The sequence below is a fragment of the Hylemonella sp. W303a genome (genome assembly GCF_046452315.1).
In the GTDB taxonomy this organism is placed as follows: domain Bacteria; phylum Pseudomonadota; class Gammaproteobacteria; order Burkholderiales; family Burkholderiaceae_C; genus Hylemonella.
Genome location: NZ_JBKFDG010000007.1, coordinates 31,521 through 47,422, shown reverse-complemented (window position 1 = coordinate 47,422; position 15,902 = coordinate 31,521). Strand labels below are relative to the sequence as shown.

13 protein-coding genes are annotated in these 15,902 nt (G+C 64.0%); 5 read left to right on the top strand and 8 right to left on the bottom strand.

Features of this window, described 5'->3' with window-relative positions:
• Positions 1-734 precede the first annotated feature (734 nt).
• From pmbA to ACLBKS_RS13680, 3 genes are read right to left on the bottom strand one after another with little or no spacing between them, the layout of a single operon-like run.
• On the bottom strand, positions 735-2,129 hold the full coding sequence (gene pmbA / locus ACLBKS_RS13690) for a metalloprotease PmbA (protein ID WP_410193366.1): 1,395 nt from the start codon (positions 2,127-2,129) through the stop codon (positions 735-737).
• Positions 2,130-2,184: 55 nt separating this feature from the next.
• Positions 2,185-3,186, bottom strand: coding sequence for an SRPBCC domain-containing protein (locus ACLBKS_RS13685; RefSeq protein WP_410193365.1), 1,002 nt, complete (start codon positions 3,184-3,186; stop codon positions 2,185-2,187).
• Entirely contained in the window at positions 3,167-3,592 is a 426-nt protein-coding gene (locus ACLBKS_RS13680; protein ID WP_410193364.1) for an ArsR/SmtB family transcription factor, read from the bottom strand. Before ACLBKS_RS13680 ends, ACLBKS_RS13685 begins: the two co-directional genes overlap by 20 nt.
• A 190-nt stretch (positions 3,593-3,782) precedes the next feature.
• On the opposite strand from ACLBKS_RS13680, the gene yjgA reads away from it, so the two are divergent.
• The gene (gene yjgA, locus ACLBKS_RS13675; RefSeq protein ID WP_410193363.1) at positions 3,783-4,445 is read left to right on the top strand and encodes a ribosome biogenesis factor YjgA; all 663 of its coding nucleotides are present in this window, start codon (positions 3,783-3,785) and stop codon (positions 4,443-4,445) included.
• The gene (gene mog / locus ACLBKS_RS13670) at positions 4,438-5,058 is read left to right on the top strand and encodes a molybdopterin adenylyltransferase (protein WP_410193362.1); all 621 of its coding nucleotides are present in this window, start codon (positions 4,438-4,440) and stop codon (positions 5,056-5,058) included. The genes yjgA and mog overlap by 8 nt, the downstream gene beginning before the upstream one ends.
• 43 nt (positions 5,059-5,101) lie before the next feature.
• Here mog and ACLBKS_RS13665 read toward each other — a convergent pair whose 3' ends face one another.
• Positions 5,102-6,019 (bottom strand): LysR family transcriptional regulator, encoded by a 918-nt coding sequence (locus ACLBKS_RS13665; protein WP_410193361.1) that lies wholly within the window; start codon positions 6,017-6,019, stop codon positions 5,102-5,104.
• Positions 6,020-6,105: 86 nt separating this feature from the next.
• Between ACLBKS_RS13665 and ACLBKS_RS13660 the strand changes: the two genes are divergently transcribed.
• Entirely contained in the window at positions 6,106-7,089 is a 984-nt protein-coding gene (locus ACLBKS_RS13660) for a sodium-dependent bicarbonate transport family permease (protein ID WP_410193360.1), read from the top strand.
• A 57-nt stretch (positions 7,090-7,146) separates the two neighbouring features.
• Positions 7,147-8,025: an EamA family transporter gene (locus ACLBKS_RS13655; RefSeq protein WP_410193359.1), complete on the top strand. Its 879-nt coding sequence runs from the start codon at positions 7,147-7,149 to the stop codon at positions 8,023-8,025.
• Positions 8,026-8,382: 357 nt separating this feature from the next.
• Here ACLBKS_RS13655 and cysE read toward each other — a convergent pair whose 3' ends face one another.
• Together cysE and ACLBKS_RS13645 are read right to left on the bottom strand one after the other, a co-directional pair.
• Complete coding sequence (gene cysE, locus ACLBKS_RS13650; RefSeq protein WP_410193358.1) at positions 8,383-9,156, bottom strand: serine O-acetyltransferase; 774 nt, start codon at positions 9,154-9,156, stop codon at positions 8,383-8,385.
• A gap of 33 nt (positions 9,157-9,189) precedes the next feature.
• The gene (locus tag ACLBKS_RS13645) at positions 9,190-9,954 is read right to left on the bottom strand and encodes an RNA methyltransferase (protein ID WP_410193357.1); all 765 of its coding nucleotides are present in this window, start codon (positions 9,952-9,954) and stop codon (positions 9,190-9,192) included.
• 346 nt (positions 9,955-10,300) lie between these two features.
• Here ACLBKS_RS13645 and ACLBKS_RS13640 point away from each other — a divergent pair, with 346 nt between their 5' ends.
• A complete protein-coding gene (locus ACLBKS_RS13640) occupies positions 10,301-11,176 on the top strand; it encodes an inositol monophosphatase family protein (RefSeq protein ID WP_410193356.1) in 876 nt (291 codons plus the stop codon).
• A 75-nt stretch (positions 11,177-11,251) separates the two neighbouring features.
• On the opposite strand, the gene ACLBKS_RS13635 is transcribed toward ACLBKS_RS13640, so the two are convergent.
• Together ACLBKS_RS13635 and ACLBKS_RS13630 are read right to left on the bottom strand one after the other, a co-directional pair.
• Entirely contained in the window at positions 11,252-12,928 is a 1,677-nt protein-coding gene (locus tag ACLBKS_RS13635; protein ID WP_410193355.1) for a methyl-accepting chemotaxis protein, read from the bottom strand.
• A 98-nt stretch (positions 12,929-13,026) separates the two neighbouring features.
• The gene (locus tag ACLBKS_RS13630) at positions 13,027-15,750 is read right to left on the bottom strand and encodes a putative bifunctional diguanylate cyclase/phosphodiesterase (RefSeq protein WP_410193354.1); all 2,724 of its coding nucleotides are present in this window, start codon (positions 15,748-15,750) and stop codon (positions 13,027-13,029) included.
• Positions 15,751-15,902 lie beyond the last annotated feature (152 nt).

The window sequence follows — 15,902 nt, the reverse complement described above, 5'->3', positions numbered from 1 at the left end:
TCAGTGCTTTTTCGTGCGCGTGACAGTCGGCGTTGCAGTCATCTGGCGGTCTTGACTCTTCAGCCGGCGTCTTCGGATTCGTTCACGAACCGGTCAACCACGCAATTCTTCAAACCATCTTCGCACAATTTCACCCCCTAGCAAACGGGTGTTTTCTTTGCAGGAACGTAGACCGCGAAGCTCAAGGCGTGAGCAAGCCACCCCCCGCGCTTCGAGCAAAGTCACTATGGGTCAGCGCATCAGGGAGTAGCGACGATCATTCGTCTGCGGGAGATGCGGCTTCAGTGGCCTCGAACTCCGTCGGAGACCGTCCCCGCCATGACACCGGATCACGCAAGAACTCGGAGGTAGCCCGAGCGATGGAAGGCATATTGCATCGACCCTTTTTTTCCAGCCAATACAGCGTGTTTCCAACCAACACGACGCTACCAGAGACCACCGCAGAACCTGCAGTGACACCGCCATACAAGGCCAGAACAACCAAGCAGCTTTCACCACGACATCCGCTCAAACGGAGTTCCAACGGCACATGGTCCAACGTCAGTCGATTTTCAACGACCAGGCAGTCCCCTGTGTACGACGGCGTCGTCCGAGGAAAGAACACGCAGCCGGACAGCGCGGCTCCCGCCCAAAACGTGGTCAGCAAACGGCATGCTCGGCGCGCGGCACCACTGCACGAGGACCAACTCCGACCCCTGTAAGGGACAAGATGAGCAGCCTCCACCCCACGCACTTTAGCTCCCCGCCACCTTCATGCGGTTGAGCATGATGGACCCCACGGTCTTCGCACCGTAGTTGTACGTGTCGGCGCCCACGGCTTCGATGCCGAGCAGCATGTCTTTCATGTTCCCCGCGATGGTGATTTCCTCCACGGGATGGACGATGCGCCCGTTCTCGACCCAGTAGCCGCTGGCGCCCCGTGAATAGTCGCCCGTGACATAGTTCACACCTTGGCCCATGAGTTCGGTGACAAAGAGCCCGGTGCCGAGCTTTTTCAGCATGGCGTCCAGGTCATCGCCGGGCTGGGTCAAGCGCGAACTCAGCACCAGGTTGTGCGATCCACCCGCATTGCCGGTGGTCTTCATGCCGAGCTTGCGGGCCGAGTAGCTGCTCAGGAAATAGCCTTGCACTCGCCCCGCCTCAATCACCTTGCGCGCCTTGACGCGCACCCCCTCCTCGTCGAAAGGCGAACTGCCCTTGCCACGCGGCAAGAATGGGTCTTCCAGCAAATCGATGTGCGCGGGCAACACCGGCTTGCCCAGTGAGTCCAGCAGGAAGCTGCTCTTGCGGTACAGCGCGCCGCCCGACAGGGCTTGCACCAAGGCGCCCAGCAGGCCTGCGGCCAGTGGCGACTCGAACAGCACGGGCACTTCGCGGGTGCTGATCTTGCGCGCCTTGAGACGGCTGAGCGCGCGCTCGGCGGCGTAGCGGCCTATGGCTTCGGGCGCGGCCAGTTCATCCGGGTGACGTTGGGAGCTGTACCAGTAGTCGCGCTGCATGCCCTCGCCACGGCCAGCGATGGGCGACACCGAGACCGTGTGGCGCGAGCTGGCGTAACCGCCGCGAAAGTCCGGCGTGCCGCCATCCATGACCCGATGGGCGCTGAAAAAGTGGGATTGCTGCGCGGAGACCGAGGCGCCCTCGCTGTTGGTGATGCGCTTGTCGGTCTTGAAGGCCGCGGCCTCGGCGGCGCGCGCGATGTCCGCGGCTTGCTCGCTGCTGATGGCCCAGGGATGGAACAAGTCCAAGTCACGCCCCGCCTCAGCGAGCCCGACCACATCATCCCCATCGGGCAGTCCGGCGGCCGGGTCTTCCGCGGTGAAGCGGGCGATGTCGTAAGCCGCTTGCACCGTTTGCTCAATGGCAGCAGGGGAAAAATCAGAGGTGCTGGCATTGCCGCGCCGTTGCCCCAAGTAGACCGTGACGCCCAGGGACTTGTCGCGGTTGCGCTCCACGTTCTCCAACTCGCCCTGACGCACCGAGACCGACAGGCCGCAGCCCTCGGAGACTTCGGCGCCGGCCGCGCTGGCGCCGATTTTCTTGGCATGGGCAAGGGCCTGGTCCACCAGGCTCTCGAAGGTGGCGCGGCTATAGCTGAAGCCGCTTTGCGGTGTGGTCGTCGAAGTCATGGCGGGCAATGATACTTGCCCCTCTAGTCAACACGACCAGCAGCCCAAGGTCCCTTCAGACCCGCAGGGCCTCTTCAAACTGGTCGAGCGAGGACGTCCAGCCTGCGGTCATGCCGGAACGCGCGTCGACGAAGGTCTGGATTTCGCCCTCGCTGGCTTCCAGGGGCTCCCATTCGATGGTCACGCGGGTCTCGTTCGACCATTCCTCCACGAAGGTCACCGTCGTGAGCAGGGTCTCGGGCCAAGTCGGCGCCATGGGATGCCGGGCGACCTGGCCCTGTTCATCGGTGAACTGCTGTTCATAGACGATGCGCGCTTGCTCTGCATGGACCTCGGACGTGATCGGGGGCGAGACCTCGCGGTACGTGGCTCGACCGTGCATGGTCCCATGCTCACCCTTCATCGTGGAATACAGGCTCTTGCCCGGCGCGATGTCACCACGTACCGTCATGCTCGCGCCCCTGGGCGCCATCCACTTCGCCAGATGCTGGGGGTCACGCCACATCTCGAACACGCGCGCGATGGGCGCCTTGAACGAGCGGCTGATGAAGAAAGCTCGCTTGGCCTGCCCTTGAAAAGGGTGTTCACCGAGGTATTCGGCCAGGCGATCCCAGGTGGAGTTGCCGCCCGCCTGTTTGATGAATTGGCGGGTCTGTTCTGCGGCCTCCGCGGTGGCCAAGGCCATCGTCATGTCCATCTGCGTTTTCGACCCTGCCGGGCCCGACCCTGCCGGGCCCTTGAGCTCGGAGAAAAAGACCGTGACACGAAACAAGGGTGGCGCGTTCTCGTCGCTCGCACCGTGGTCATAGACCATCTTCTCGTTAGGCACGATCTCCAGGTAACGCGTGTAGTTCGGCCAATCCTTGCCATCGGGGCCATGCATGGTGTAGCGCCAATGGCCGCCGACACGGAAGTCCTTGTGGTGCGTGGTCAGGGTGAAGCCACGCGGTCCCCACCACCGCGCCACATGCCGCGGATCGGTCCAAACGTCCCAGACCAGTGCGACGGGCGCGTCGTAGACGCGGACGATGCGGATTTCATTGGGCTTTGCCTGCATGGCGTTTTCCTTGTCTTTCGGTTTTGGATTTGGTTGGGGGGGGCCGCTCGGACTCCCCCGGTTCTGAGGCCAGGGGTTGAGCGGCCTGCAGTTCTTGCAGGTAGTCGCCCAAGCGGTCCAGGCTGGCTTCCCACATGCGGCGGTACTCCTCGATCCAGTCCGTCGCGTCTTTCAAGGGCTGTGGATTGAGGGAGCAGGTGCGCCATTGCGCGGCGCGGGTCTTGCGCACCAAGCCCGCGCGTTCCAGCACCTTGAGGTGCTTGGTCACGGCGGGCAGGCTCATGTCGCTCATGAACGGTTGCGCGAGATCGGAGACGTTCGCGTCCCCGCGCGCGAGCTGCGCCAGGATGGCCCGGCGTGTCGGGTCCGCGAGTGCCGCGAAAGTCTGGCTGAGTCCGTCGGGCATGGGCGTGTCACCTTTTTAATTTAACCAATCAGCTAATTTACCTATAGGTTAAATAAAGACCGAGGATTCGTCAAGCGTCCGACCCGAGCCCACCGCCCGGTTCCCGATAGACGTCCCTGGGCAGGCGAGCGGCTGAGGCCAGGGTTCAGGGCCCAGGGCGTCGCCGTGGGCAAGGCTATGATTCCGGGCTATGTCCCGCAAGCCCACCAAAGGTTATTACGTCAAAGGTCAGTTCGTCGCGGAAGGCAGCGAACTGGACCTGGAACTCAAACGCGAACTCAAGGGCGATGTCGACGTCAGCCGGACCGATCTCAAGCGCGAAAGCACGGAGCTGCAAAAACTGGGCGAGGCCTTGCTCACGCTGCGCGCTGACTTGCTGAGCCGTCTGGGCCTGCCTGACAAGCTGCTGGACGCGCTGAACGAGCTGCAGCGCATCACGAATTTCGAGGGTCGGCGCCGCCAGAGCCAGTTCGTGGGCAAACTGATGCGCCAGTTGCCGCCCGAAACGCTGGAAGCCGCCCGTGCCGCGCTGGCCGAGCAGCATCTGCCCTCGGCCCAGGAAACCGCCCTGCTGCACACCGCCGAACAATGGCGCGAGCAGCTCATCGCCGACGACACGGCTCTGGCGCGGTGGATGAGCGACTTCCCCGCCACCGACAGCCAGCAACTGCGCGCCCTGGTGCGCCAGGCGCGCAAGGACGCCGTGCCCGCGGACCAAGCCGCCATCTCGCAGGGCAAGGCCCCGCGTCAGGGGCGGGCCTACCGCGAGCTGTTCCAGCTGCTGCGCGCGCAACTCGCCGGTGCGGTGGACGAGACCGATCCCGCGATGGACGAGGTCCGCGACGATGAGTGAGATCGCCACCGCCCCTCAAGACGCCCGCGCCGCCGACCCGGTGCGGATCGGCATCGTCTCCGTCAGCGACCGCGCGTCCAGCGGTGTCTACGAAGACCAGGGGCTGCCTGCGCTGCGAGATTGGCTCTCGCGTGCCTTGAAGAACCCCATCACCTTCGAATCGCGGCTGATCCCCGACGAAGAATCGCAGATCAGCGCGACCTTGATCGGCTTGGTGGACGCGGGGTGCTCATTGGTACTCACCACGGGCGGCACCGGCCCTGCGCCACGCGACGTCACACCCGAAGCCACGCTGGCCGTCGCGCACAAGGAGATGCCGGGCTTCGGCGAACAAATGCGCCAGATCAGCCTGCGCTTCGTGCCCACGGCCATTTTGTCGCGCCAGGTCGCGGTCATCCGGGACAAGAGCCTGATCATCAACCTGCCCGGTCAGCCCAAGGCCATCCAGGAAACAATGGAAGGATTGAAGGACGCAGAAGGCAAGTCCATCGTGCCCGGCATCTTCGCCGCCGTGCCTTACTGCGTGGACTTGATCGGCGGCCCCTACCTGGAAACCCGGGACGAGGTCTGCAAATCCTTCCGCCCCAAATCGGCCATTCGCCCCACGGTCTGAACCTGACCGGGGCGCGGGTGGACGCCGCGCGCCCACATCCCCCTCAACGCGAGGCCTGGGCTTGTGGCACGAGTTGCCCGGCCTGAGCCAGCAATTGCTGGCGAAACACCTCCGCGATCGGCGTCAAGCGCTTGCCCTTGGGGTAGACGATGTGCCACTGCGACGCGATGGGAAACCCCGCCACGTCCAGCACGGCCACGCCCTGCGTGCCCGGCCGAGGCGCCAAAGCGTGCACCGAGATCACCGCCAGGCCGAGCCCACCCGCCACGGCCTCGCGCACGGCCTCGTTGCTCCCCAGCTCCATCCGCAGCTCCGGTGCGAAACGCTGTTTGCGGAAATGCGCGTCGGTGGCCAGCCGCGTGCCCGAGCCCTGCTCGCGCAAGATGAAGCGGGTGCCACGCACATCCTGCAACTGCAGCCCCGGCTTGCGGGCCAACGGATGGGTCGTGCTGGCGATCAGCACCAGGGGATTGGGCAGGAACACTTGGTCCTCTAGATCCAATTCAGCGGGCGGCCGAGACATGATGTAGAGGTCGTCCAGGTTCTCGCGCAGGCGGCCCACGACACCATCGCGGTTGAGCACCTCCAACGCGACCTCCACCTCGGGATGACGGCCGCAGAAATGCCCGAGCAAGCGCGGAACAAAGTACTTGGCAGTGCTGACCACCGCGACCTTGAGCCGTCCGCGCGTCAAGCCCTTGAAGCCATCGATGGTCTGACCGAAAGCGTCCCACTCACTGGCCATGCGCCGCGCCGTGCGCGCCAACTCTAGGCCCGCCTCGGTCAGGTGCACGCGGCGCGCCACCACCTCGTAAAGCGGCAGGCCCACGGCCTCGCTGATCTCGCGCAATTGCATGGAGGCCGTGGGTTGGGTCACGTGCATGGCACGGGCTGCTCCGCTGACGCTACCGGTCTCGGCCAAGGCAAGAAAGAGGCGCAGCTGGCGGAAAGTCACATTCATAGATAAATCTCTATGCATCAATGCCTGAATATCGATTTTACTTTTGATGCTCTCCCTCGCATCATCTGCGCATCTGGAGTGAACCGATGCAGAACTTGCTTGATCCCGCCATCCTCTTCTTCCTGTTCGGCATGTTGGCAGGGGCCCTGAAATCCAACCTCGAAATCCCCGCGCCGATTTCCCGTTTCCTGTCGCTCTACCTGCTGATGGCCCTGGGCCTCAAGGGTGGCTTCGCGCTGTCGCGCTCCGGCCTGACCAGTGAGGTCGCCATCAGTTTGGGCTGCGCCTTGCTGCTCGCGGTGGCCGTGCCGCTGCTCGGCTACCGCTTGCTGCGGCGATTGGTATCGCCCTTCGACGCCGCGGCGCTCGCGGCCACTTACGGCTCGGTCAGCGCGGTCACCTTCGTCACCGCGACCCAGTTTCTGGATAACCAGCAAATCGCTTATGGGGGCTACATGGCCGCCGCCATGGCGCTGATGGAGTCGCCCGCCATCGTGCTGGCCGTGCTGTTGGCCAATGCCCACCGGCGGCAGATCGGCGCGACCTTGTCGCCAGGCGCCACGCCGGCCCACACCAGCGTGGGCATCGGACCCATGTTGCGCGAATCACTCACCGACGGTGCGCAGATGCTGCTCCTGGGCGCGATGGTGATCGGCATGCTGTCGGGCGAAGCCGGCAAGGTGGCGATGCAACCGTTCTCGGGCGACCTGTTCAAGGGCATGCTGGCCTTCTTCCTGCTCGACATGGGGCTGCTGACCGCGCGCAACCTGCGGCAACTGCCGCGTCAATCCCCCTGGCTGCTGGGCTACGCGGTGCTCGCACCCCTCGCGCATGCGGGCTTGGCCCTACTGCTAGCCCGCTGGCTCAGCGTGCCAACCGGGGACGCCATCCTGCTCATGGTGCTCGCGGCCAGCGCGTCCTACATTGCCGTGCCGGCAGCCTTGCGGCATGCGATCCCCGAGGCCCAGCCTGCGCTGTACTTCGGCATGTCGCTGGGCGTGACCTTCCCGCTCAACATCCTGCTGGGCATACCGCTCTACGCATGGGTGGCACAATCGGTTTTGAATTGAAGAAGCGGGTCCGGACGCAGGCCCGCCGCCCCCTGCGTCTTAACCGCCCGCCAGAACTTGCCGCTCTCTCATCTCCTGCTCGCCCTCACCGTGGTCGCGGTCTGGGGCACCAATTTCGTCGTCATCAAGGTCGGGCTGGGTGAGATGCCCCCGCTGCTGTTCGCGACACTGCGCTTCGCGCTCAGCTCCCTGCCCCTGTTGCTGTTCGTCAAGCGCCCCGCCGTGGCGTGGCGGCATCTCATTGGCTACGGCCTGTTCATGGGCCTGCAATTTGCCCTGCTCTTCCTTGCCATGCGGCAGGACATTTCGCCGGGGTTGGCCTCGCTGCTCATGCAGTCGCAGGTGTTCATGACGCTGCTCTTGGTGGCGGTGGTTCAGCATGAGCGCATGGCTTTGCCCCAGCTGGCGGCGCTGGCGATCGCCACCCTGGGTTTCATGCTGATCGCCTGGCAGAGCTTCGACCAGAACCATGCCGATGTCACGCCGCTGGGTCTGACGCTCGCCTTGGGCGGTGCCCTGTCCTGGGCCTGCGCCAACCTCATATCGCGCAGCATTGGCAAGGTGGACATGCTGGGCTTCATGGTGTGGAGCAGCCTCTTCGCGATGCCGCCTTTGCTGCTGTGTGCTGTGTGGTTTGAAGGCCCGGCACAGATCGCCGCCACGCTCCCTCACATCAGCCTGGCCGCCTGGGGTGCGGTACTCTGGCAGGCGGCGGGCAACACCTTGTTCGGCTTCGGCGCCTGGGGCTGGCTGCTGGCACGCCACCCGGCGGCCACCATCACGCCGATGGCCTTGCTGATCCCCATCTTCGGTATGGGCGCGTCCAGCCTGCTGCTGGGTGAAGAGCTACAAAGCTGGAAGGTGGCGGCCACGGCCTTGGTCATAGGCGGGTTGGCGCTGAACGTGCTGGCGGCTCGGTTGCCGCGCAAGATCTGAAGTGACTGGCTGATTGCGCCAACGCTGCTGTATCGCCTGAGCGTTGGGGGCAAAGACTGCGCTCATGTCCCCCGCCCAGGCGTTGCCTGGGCTCCTCCTTTACTTCGCTTGGCCTTCGCCCCCAACGCTCAGGCTCCGGCTATGTAATTGGAGAATCACCAGGATCGCGGAAAGAGATCACCACGAACACCACCGGCCCGAGGGCGTGGGGTGACTGCGCAGCGGCATCAAGGGGGAATTCAAAGAACGGGAGGTCTTTGAAGGAGGACAGCCGCGGAGCAGTCACCCCGCGTCCTCGGGCTCCACCCACAGTGCTGGCTTGCTCCCCACCCCAGCGGACAAGACAAGACCCGTGTCTTATTTACCGACCAACTGACTCAGCTTCTCGCGCTCGAAGCACTCCTCACGCGCAGCGTCCTCGGGCACGCAATCCCGGGGTTTCTGCCCAGCAGAGACCTTCTCGATCGCCTGCCAGAGCAGCGCGATCTGATGGTCCTGCCCAGCCGCGTTATCAATCAGGCCGCGCAAGGCCTGCGACAAGGGGTCGTCACTGTGTGTCACGCCATAGGCCGAGAAGCCCATGCGCGACGCAGCCTCTTCACGCTTGGCGTCTCCTTGCGCTTCGATGATGCGCGCCGGGTTGCCCACGGCCGTTGCACCGGCGGGCACCGGCTTGGTCACCACGGCCAGGGAACCGATGCGCGCGCCCGCGCCCACCGTGAATCCGCCCAGCACGCAGGCATTCGCGCCCACGATCACGCCGGCCTCCAGCGTCGGGTGGCGCTTCGCGCCCTTGACCAGCGAGGTGCCGCCCAGGGTCACGCCCTGGTAGATCGTGCAGCCATCGCCAATCTCGGCCATCTCGCCGATCACCACGCCCATGCCATGGTCGATGAAGACGCGCTCGCCGATCTTGGCGCCCGGGTGGATCTCGATGCCCGTCAGCCAGCGGCTGCAATGCGAGATGAAACGCCCCAGCCACTTGAAACCATGCGTCCAGCACGCATGCGCCCAACGGTGGAACATCAGCGCGTGCAGGCCGGGGTAGCAGGTCAGCACCTCCCAGGCGCTGCGCGCAGCGGGGTCACGCTCGAGGATGCACTGAATGTCGGAACGCAGGCGGGCAAACATGAGGAAATCTTCTTTGCTTATGCGGGGGAGGAATTATCCCTTGGCCCGGGCGGCGGTTTCGAGCATGGCCTTCGCGACACCTCTGAGGATATGGACTTCCTCCTGCGTCAGCTGAGCCCGGTTGAACAAGGCATTTAGGCGCGGCATCAGCTTCTTGGGCGCGGCGGGGTCGAGGAAATCCACTGCCACCAGGGCTTGTTCCAGATGGGTCAACAGACCGGCGATTTGGGGCGAATCCGCCAACACCGGAGGTGCGGTGGCCGACGCCACCTCGAATCCACCGAACTGGGCAGAGAGCGCCTGCCGCCATTCGTAGGCAATGACTTGCAACGCAGCGGCGAGATTGAGCGATCCGAATTGAGGATGGGTCGGAATGCTCAGGCAGACATGGGCGCGGTACACGTCCTCGTTCTTCATGCCGTAGCGTTCCGAACCGAAGAGGAAGGCGATGCCCTGGTTCTCCTCCGGGGGCGCCGCCGCCACGAACTGCGCGAAATGCGCTCTCGGCGCGCGCGTGGGCGGACCGAAGTCGCGGGGCGTCATGGCGGTGGCGCAGAGATGGGTCATCCCGTCCAGCGCCTCGTCCAGGGTCTCGACAATGCGAGCGCGATCCAGCACATCATTGGCGCCGCTTGCGCGCTCGATGGTTTCCTGGCGCCGCAGCACATTGGCCCAGCGTGGGCGCACCAGCACCAGCTCCTCGAAACCCATGGTCTTGATGGCCCGGGCGGCGGCGCCCACGTTGCCGGCGTGGCTGGGTTCGATGAGGACGAAGCGAGTTCGGAAAGGCACGGTCATGGCGCCGATTGTCGCTGGCCTGCATTGGCAGGTCGGAATGGTGGGTAGGCGCAAGCCGTGGCCCTGGGGCCGGAGCGCTCCTATGGAGGCGGTCTGCTTCGCAGACTCCGCATCGGCCAGGGCAAAACGCCGTCCGTCAACGCGCAGTCGGCTGCAAGCCGACCATCACCCCATGAGCGTCCGGGCCGCCGCGCCCGGCTCCCGCGTCCGCCCCCCAGGCTGAACAAGCAGGCACAACGCACCCAAAACACACACGACAGGCACACGCAGTAAAATTCCGTCCCTCATCGGCTTGCATCGCCAAGCCCTCCCGGCGCAGCCGCCGTCACGCTCCTCCCCACAACTCATGTCGTCCACCCTGCACCCCATGCTCAACGTGGCCATCAAGGCCGCACGCGCCGCTGGCGCCATCATCAACCGCGCCGCCCTGGACGTTGAGTCCGTGCGGGTCTCGCAGAAGCAGGTCAACGATTTCGTGACCGAGGTGGACCATGCGAGCGAGGAAGCCATCATCGAGACCCTGCTGACCGCCTACCCCGGCCACGCCATCTGGGGCGAGGAGACCGGCCGCACGCGCGGCGCGCAAGATTCGGATTTCGTCTGGATCATCGACCCGCTGGACGGCACCACCAACTTCATCCACGGCTTCCCTGTTTATTGCGTCAGCATCGCGCTGGCCGTCAATGGCAAGGTTGAGCAGGCCGTGGTCTACGACCCAACGCGCAACGACCTGTTCACGGCCACCAAGGGCCGCGGCGCCTTCCTCAACGAGCGGCGCATCCGCGTCAGCAAGCGCACTCAGATGGAGCAAAGTCTGATCGCCACGGGTTTCCCTTTCCGAAAGGGCGACGACTTCCCCAGCTACCTGGCGATGATGAGCGACATCATGCAGCGCTGCGCGGGCCTGCGCCGTCCGGGCGCGGCAGCCTTGGACCTGGCCTACGTGGCCGCAGGCCGCACCGACGGATTCTTTGAGACCGGTCTTTCGCCTTGGGACGTGGCCGCAGGCTCGCTGCTGGTCACCGAAGCCGGCGGTCTGGTGGGCAACTTCACTGGCGAACCGGATTTCCTGGAGCACAAGGAATGCTTGGCCGCGAACCCACGCATCTACGGGCAGATGGTGCCGCTGCTCAACAAATACAGCAAGTTCGCGGGCGCGGAAGAGAAGGCGTTGGCACGCCAGAATGCCGAGAAGCTCAAACTGTCGCGTCCGGCCGCCTGACCTGAACACCCCAGACCAGGTGTTGCACTGTCCGCGGATGCCACCCTACCGCGCACGGGACGGCAAAGCACCGCGTTAACGCATCGAAGCCGTCAGCGACCTCGCAGGCGATCTGCGGCGAAGACCCAGGGGCGGCGAAGCAGCGCCCTGTGCGCGAGGCTCCAGCGCCTCAGGCATGCCAATGCTGGAGGCGCCCGGCAACAGGTCCTGTGAACCAGTCTTGAAGATGGACGCCGAGTCCACCAGTTCCTGGGCCTGACTCTTGAGGCTGTTGGCTGCCGCCGCCATTTCCTCCACCAACGCCGCGTTCTGCTGGGTGACCTGGTCCATCTGTTGCACCGCTTCACCGATTTGCGCCATCCCCTGGCTTTGCTCGGTGCCGGCGGCGCTGATGTCCCCCATCAAATCGGTCACGCGCCGGATGCTGATCACCACCTCTTGCATGGTGCTGCCGGCCTGATCCACCAAGGCGGCGCCCGCATCCACGCGGTTCACGCTATCAGAGATCAACGCCTTGATCTCTTTCGCGGCTTCCGCGCTGCGCCCCGCAAGACTGCGCACCTCGCTGGCCACCACCGCGAAGCCGCGACCTTGCTCACCCGCGCGAGCCGCTTCCACTGCCGCGTTCAAGGCGAGGATATTGGTCTGAAAGGCAATGCCATCGATCACGCTGATGATGTCGGAGATTTTTTTGCTCGCCTCGCTGATGCCCTTCATGGTTTCGACCACCTGGGTCACGACTTCGCCTCCCTGCACAGCGACGGACGACGCTTTCTGCGCAAGCTGATTGGCCTGGCGCGAGTTGTCCGCGTTCTGCGTCACGGTCGAGGACAGCTCCTCCATCGAGGCTGCGGTCTCCTCCAAGGCGCTGGCCTGACTTTCGGTGCGCGAACTCAGGTTTTGATTTCCCTGGGCGATTTCGGCGCTGGCCATGGAGACTCTTTCGCTGCCATCACGAACACGCAGGACCAAATTGGCGAGGTTGCGCTGCATGACATCCAGGGATTGCAAAACCCGGGCGATTTCGTCCCGCCCCTGAACTTGAACCTCTCGGGTCAGGTCGCCTTGAGCCACGGCCTCCGACAGCGTGACCGCCTGGTTCAGCGCCTGCGCAATGCTGCGGATCAGTGTGATCCCGAACAGCCAAGCAAAGGCGATGCCCAGCACGATGACCAGGACTGCGGTGGCGAAAATGGTCCTATAGCGCGCTATCGCCTCCTCGTATTCCTGCTTGGCCACGTCCAGCTGGATGTTGATCAATTGCTGCGACAACTGGTTGGCCTGCTCATACAGCGGCAAGACTTTGTCCTTCACCAAGGACTCGAGTTGCGTGAAATCCCCCGCGCGCATGGCAGCGATGGACGGTCGCAAGCCCTCGGCAACGTAGCGTCCACGAACTTCAGCGAAACGCTTGGCCACCCGGGACTCCTCCTCGGTGAGCATGGTCGCCATGTACTGCTGCCAACTCTTGGTGATGGTCGCGATGTTCGACTCGATGGACTCGGAGTTGCTTCGTACGCTGTCCGCGTCACGAGACATCACGGTCATCAGTACGAGGGTCCGGTTGCGCTGCATCAAGGCATCGATCCGGGCCAACTGGGAAACCGGAACGGTTCGATCTTCGTAAACCGTCCTGAGTCCGTCACTGGTTCGATTCAAACCGTACAGCCCCACCGCCCCGATCAAAGCCAGCAAGGCAGAAAGCACGCCCAACAGTATCAACAGCCGGGTCGAGATCCTGAAGTTACTCATGAATGCACTCCCTGAGTGGGTCGCGCTCCGTGAAAACTGGAGCGCGGCGCCCTTTCATTGCATCTCAGGGGAATGCGCGTGTCAATGCACCGCAATCTTTATGCAAGAGCATCCAGGGCGATCTGATCTGAACCAGAGGAAAGCCGACGTTCCAGCTCCTCCACGGGCAACGGGGGCGAGAAAAAATACCCCTGGAAAGCATCGCACTGCCCCTCCAGCAAGAACTGCAATTGCCCCTGGTTCTCGACCCCTTCTGCGATCACCTGAAGCCCCAGGTTGTGGGCCAGGCCGATGATTGCGGAACCAATGGTCGCGCTGTTGGCGTTGTGTGGCAGGTCACTCACGAAAGACTTGTCGATCTTGAGCCGGTCCAGAGGCAGGCGCTGCAGATAACACAGCGACGAATACCCTGTGCCGAAATCGTCGAGCGAGAAGCCGATGCCCTGGCTCTTGAGCGCGGACATTTTCTCGATCACGCCTTCCACGTCGAGCAAGAACATGCTCTCGGTCAACTCCAGCTTGAGCCGACTTGGAGCAGCCCCCGTGCGACGCACCGTCTCAAGAACCTTGACCACAAAGTCGGGCTGGCTCAGTTGCCGTGCGCTGATGTTCACCGCCGCAAACAAATCCGCAGTGGACGGATGGGCCGCCCAGGACACCAGTTGGCGACAGGTCTGCTCCAGCACCCAGTCGCCCAAGGGCAAGATCAAGCCACACTGCTCGGCCACGGGAATGAAGCGGGCTGGCGACACCATGCCTGCCTCGGGATGTTGCCAACGCACCAGGGACTCGACGCCGATGATGCGGCGGTCGCGATCCAGGATGGGCTGGTAGTGCAGCAGTAGTTCGCAACGCTCCAGCGCCCGATGCAGATCAGATTGCAGTTGGGCATTCGCGCTGGTCTGCACCTGCATCTTGGGTTCGAAGAAGCTCAAGGTGTTGCGCCCCTGAGCCTTTGCTTCGTACATCGCCATGTCGGCTTGCTTCAGCAAATCGTCCAACTTGCTGGCCCCCCCTGCGTACAAGGTGATGCCCAAGCTGGGCGTACTGTAGATCTGCCTGCCCGCAAGATGGTAGGGATAGGACAGTCGCTGCAACAGATCGCGCCCCAAGGTCTCCGCGTTGCGACGGGCTTCGGCCATGCTGCTGCCCAGCGACTCCAGCAACAGGACAAACTCGTCCCCGCCCAGCCGAGCCACCGTGTCGTGGACACGCACGATTTGGCGCAAGCGCGCGGACACAGACACCAGCAGCTGATCACCCAGATCGTGCCCCAAGGTGTCATTGAGGCTTTTGAAGTTGTCCAGATCAATGAGAACGATGGCGCCGACCTGCCCCCTCTCCTCACTGGCTATCAGGCCACGGTCAAGCCGCTCGTGCAACAGGCGCCGGTTGGGTAGGCCGGTCAGACTGTCATAAAACGCCAGTCGTTCGATTTCCGTCTCGTGCTGCTTGCGTGCGCTGATGTCCATGCGCGTGCCCAGGAAGTGCAGCGCCTGTCCCGTGGCGTCACGCTCGATCACGCGGCCTTGGCATTGCACCCAGACCCACCCCCCGTCCTTGCGGCGCAAGCGACATTCGGCCTCGAACTTGGAGGTGTGGCCCTCCAAATGCTGCGCAAACTGCTGAAGGAAAAGACCCGCGTCGTCGGGGTGGAGGTCCTCGCGCCAGTCATGCCAGCGCGTGTCGAGCTCACCGAGCTGGTAGCCCTGGATCGCTGCCGCGCGGGCGTCAACCCGCATGCGATCGTCGGGAATTGAGAGCTCCCACAGACCCAGCACGGCGCCTTCCAAGGCCAGCTCCATGCGCTGCACATTTTCGACGCGCTCGTGGTCCTGTGCATGCACCAGTCCCTCCCAACGCGCGCGCCGGATTTGCGCCAAGCGCAGCATGCCACAGCCCGCCACGACGAGCACCACCAGAGTGATCGCGTACACAGTCGCCAGCCGGTGCCAGGCAGCATCCACCGGCCGCAGTTCCCGGCTCAGGGTCAAGACCAAGGGTTGGTCGAGCATCAGCTCGCTAGAACCCACAGTGCGCCGGACCAGCAAACGGCGCGGCTGGCCAGCGGGATCGAGGATATGCACCCCAGGCGCGGGGCCGCTGCCCAACGCTGACCCGATCCCATCCAAACGCCAGATCGCCGCGACTTGCGCGGACTGCGGATCGCTGGCGAGCAAGCCCAGCAGGGTGCCATCGGCCATGCTGAGGGAACTCCAAGTGTCGTCGGTCTCCAGCACCATGCGCTGGAGCATGTTGAAGTAATCCGCGCTCAGCTCCGCCAGGACGAATTGCCGCGCTTGTCCCCATGTATCCAAGATCGGCAGGGTCAGCCGCAACGTGGCACCGCCAATGAGGGAATCCGGCAGCGCCCGTGTGTAGACGCGGTCGGAGTCCCTCATGTCAGCCAGGCCCTGCAAGTAATCGACCTCCGCGACCCACGGCGAGGAATAGAGGCCCGCACTGAGCAAGACCGTTCCCTCGCGGTCGATGATCACGGCGCGCTGCACGCCGTGCACCAGGGAACGGAACGCGGTAAGCAAGGCCATGCTGGCCCCGCGGTCTGAGGCCTGCCACGCCTCGCGAATTTGAAACAGCGTCGCGCGGGCCCCCTGCATGCGCCTGAGCAGCCCCCCTTCGATCGCGAGCGTCTGGCCCATAAGGCGTTCAGAAGCCAGGGAGCGAACCAGATTGCGCTCGCTCAGCACCGAAAATGCACACAGCAAGACGCTGAGCAAGACCAGCAGGCCTGCCAAGATCCATTCGATACGAATTCGCTGTGCACTTGCATTGAGGGACGTCCGTTCGCGAGCGTTGTTCATGCCAGCGCGCTCCCAGAGGTCAAATGGCCAATGCATCGTTCACTGAACGGTCGGATGCCGTCGCCCACGACACGGCCCTTTGTTCCCCCCTGACTTTCCTTCGGTGTTTGGGTTGAGTCGAATTGGGGGGCGTGGGTGGAGAAAATGAAGAA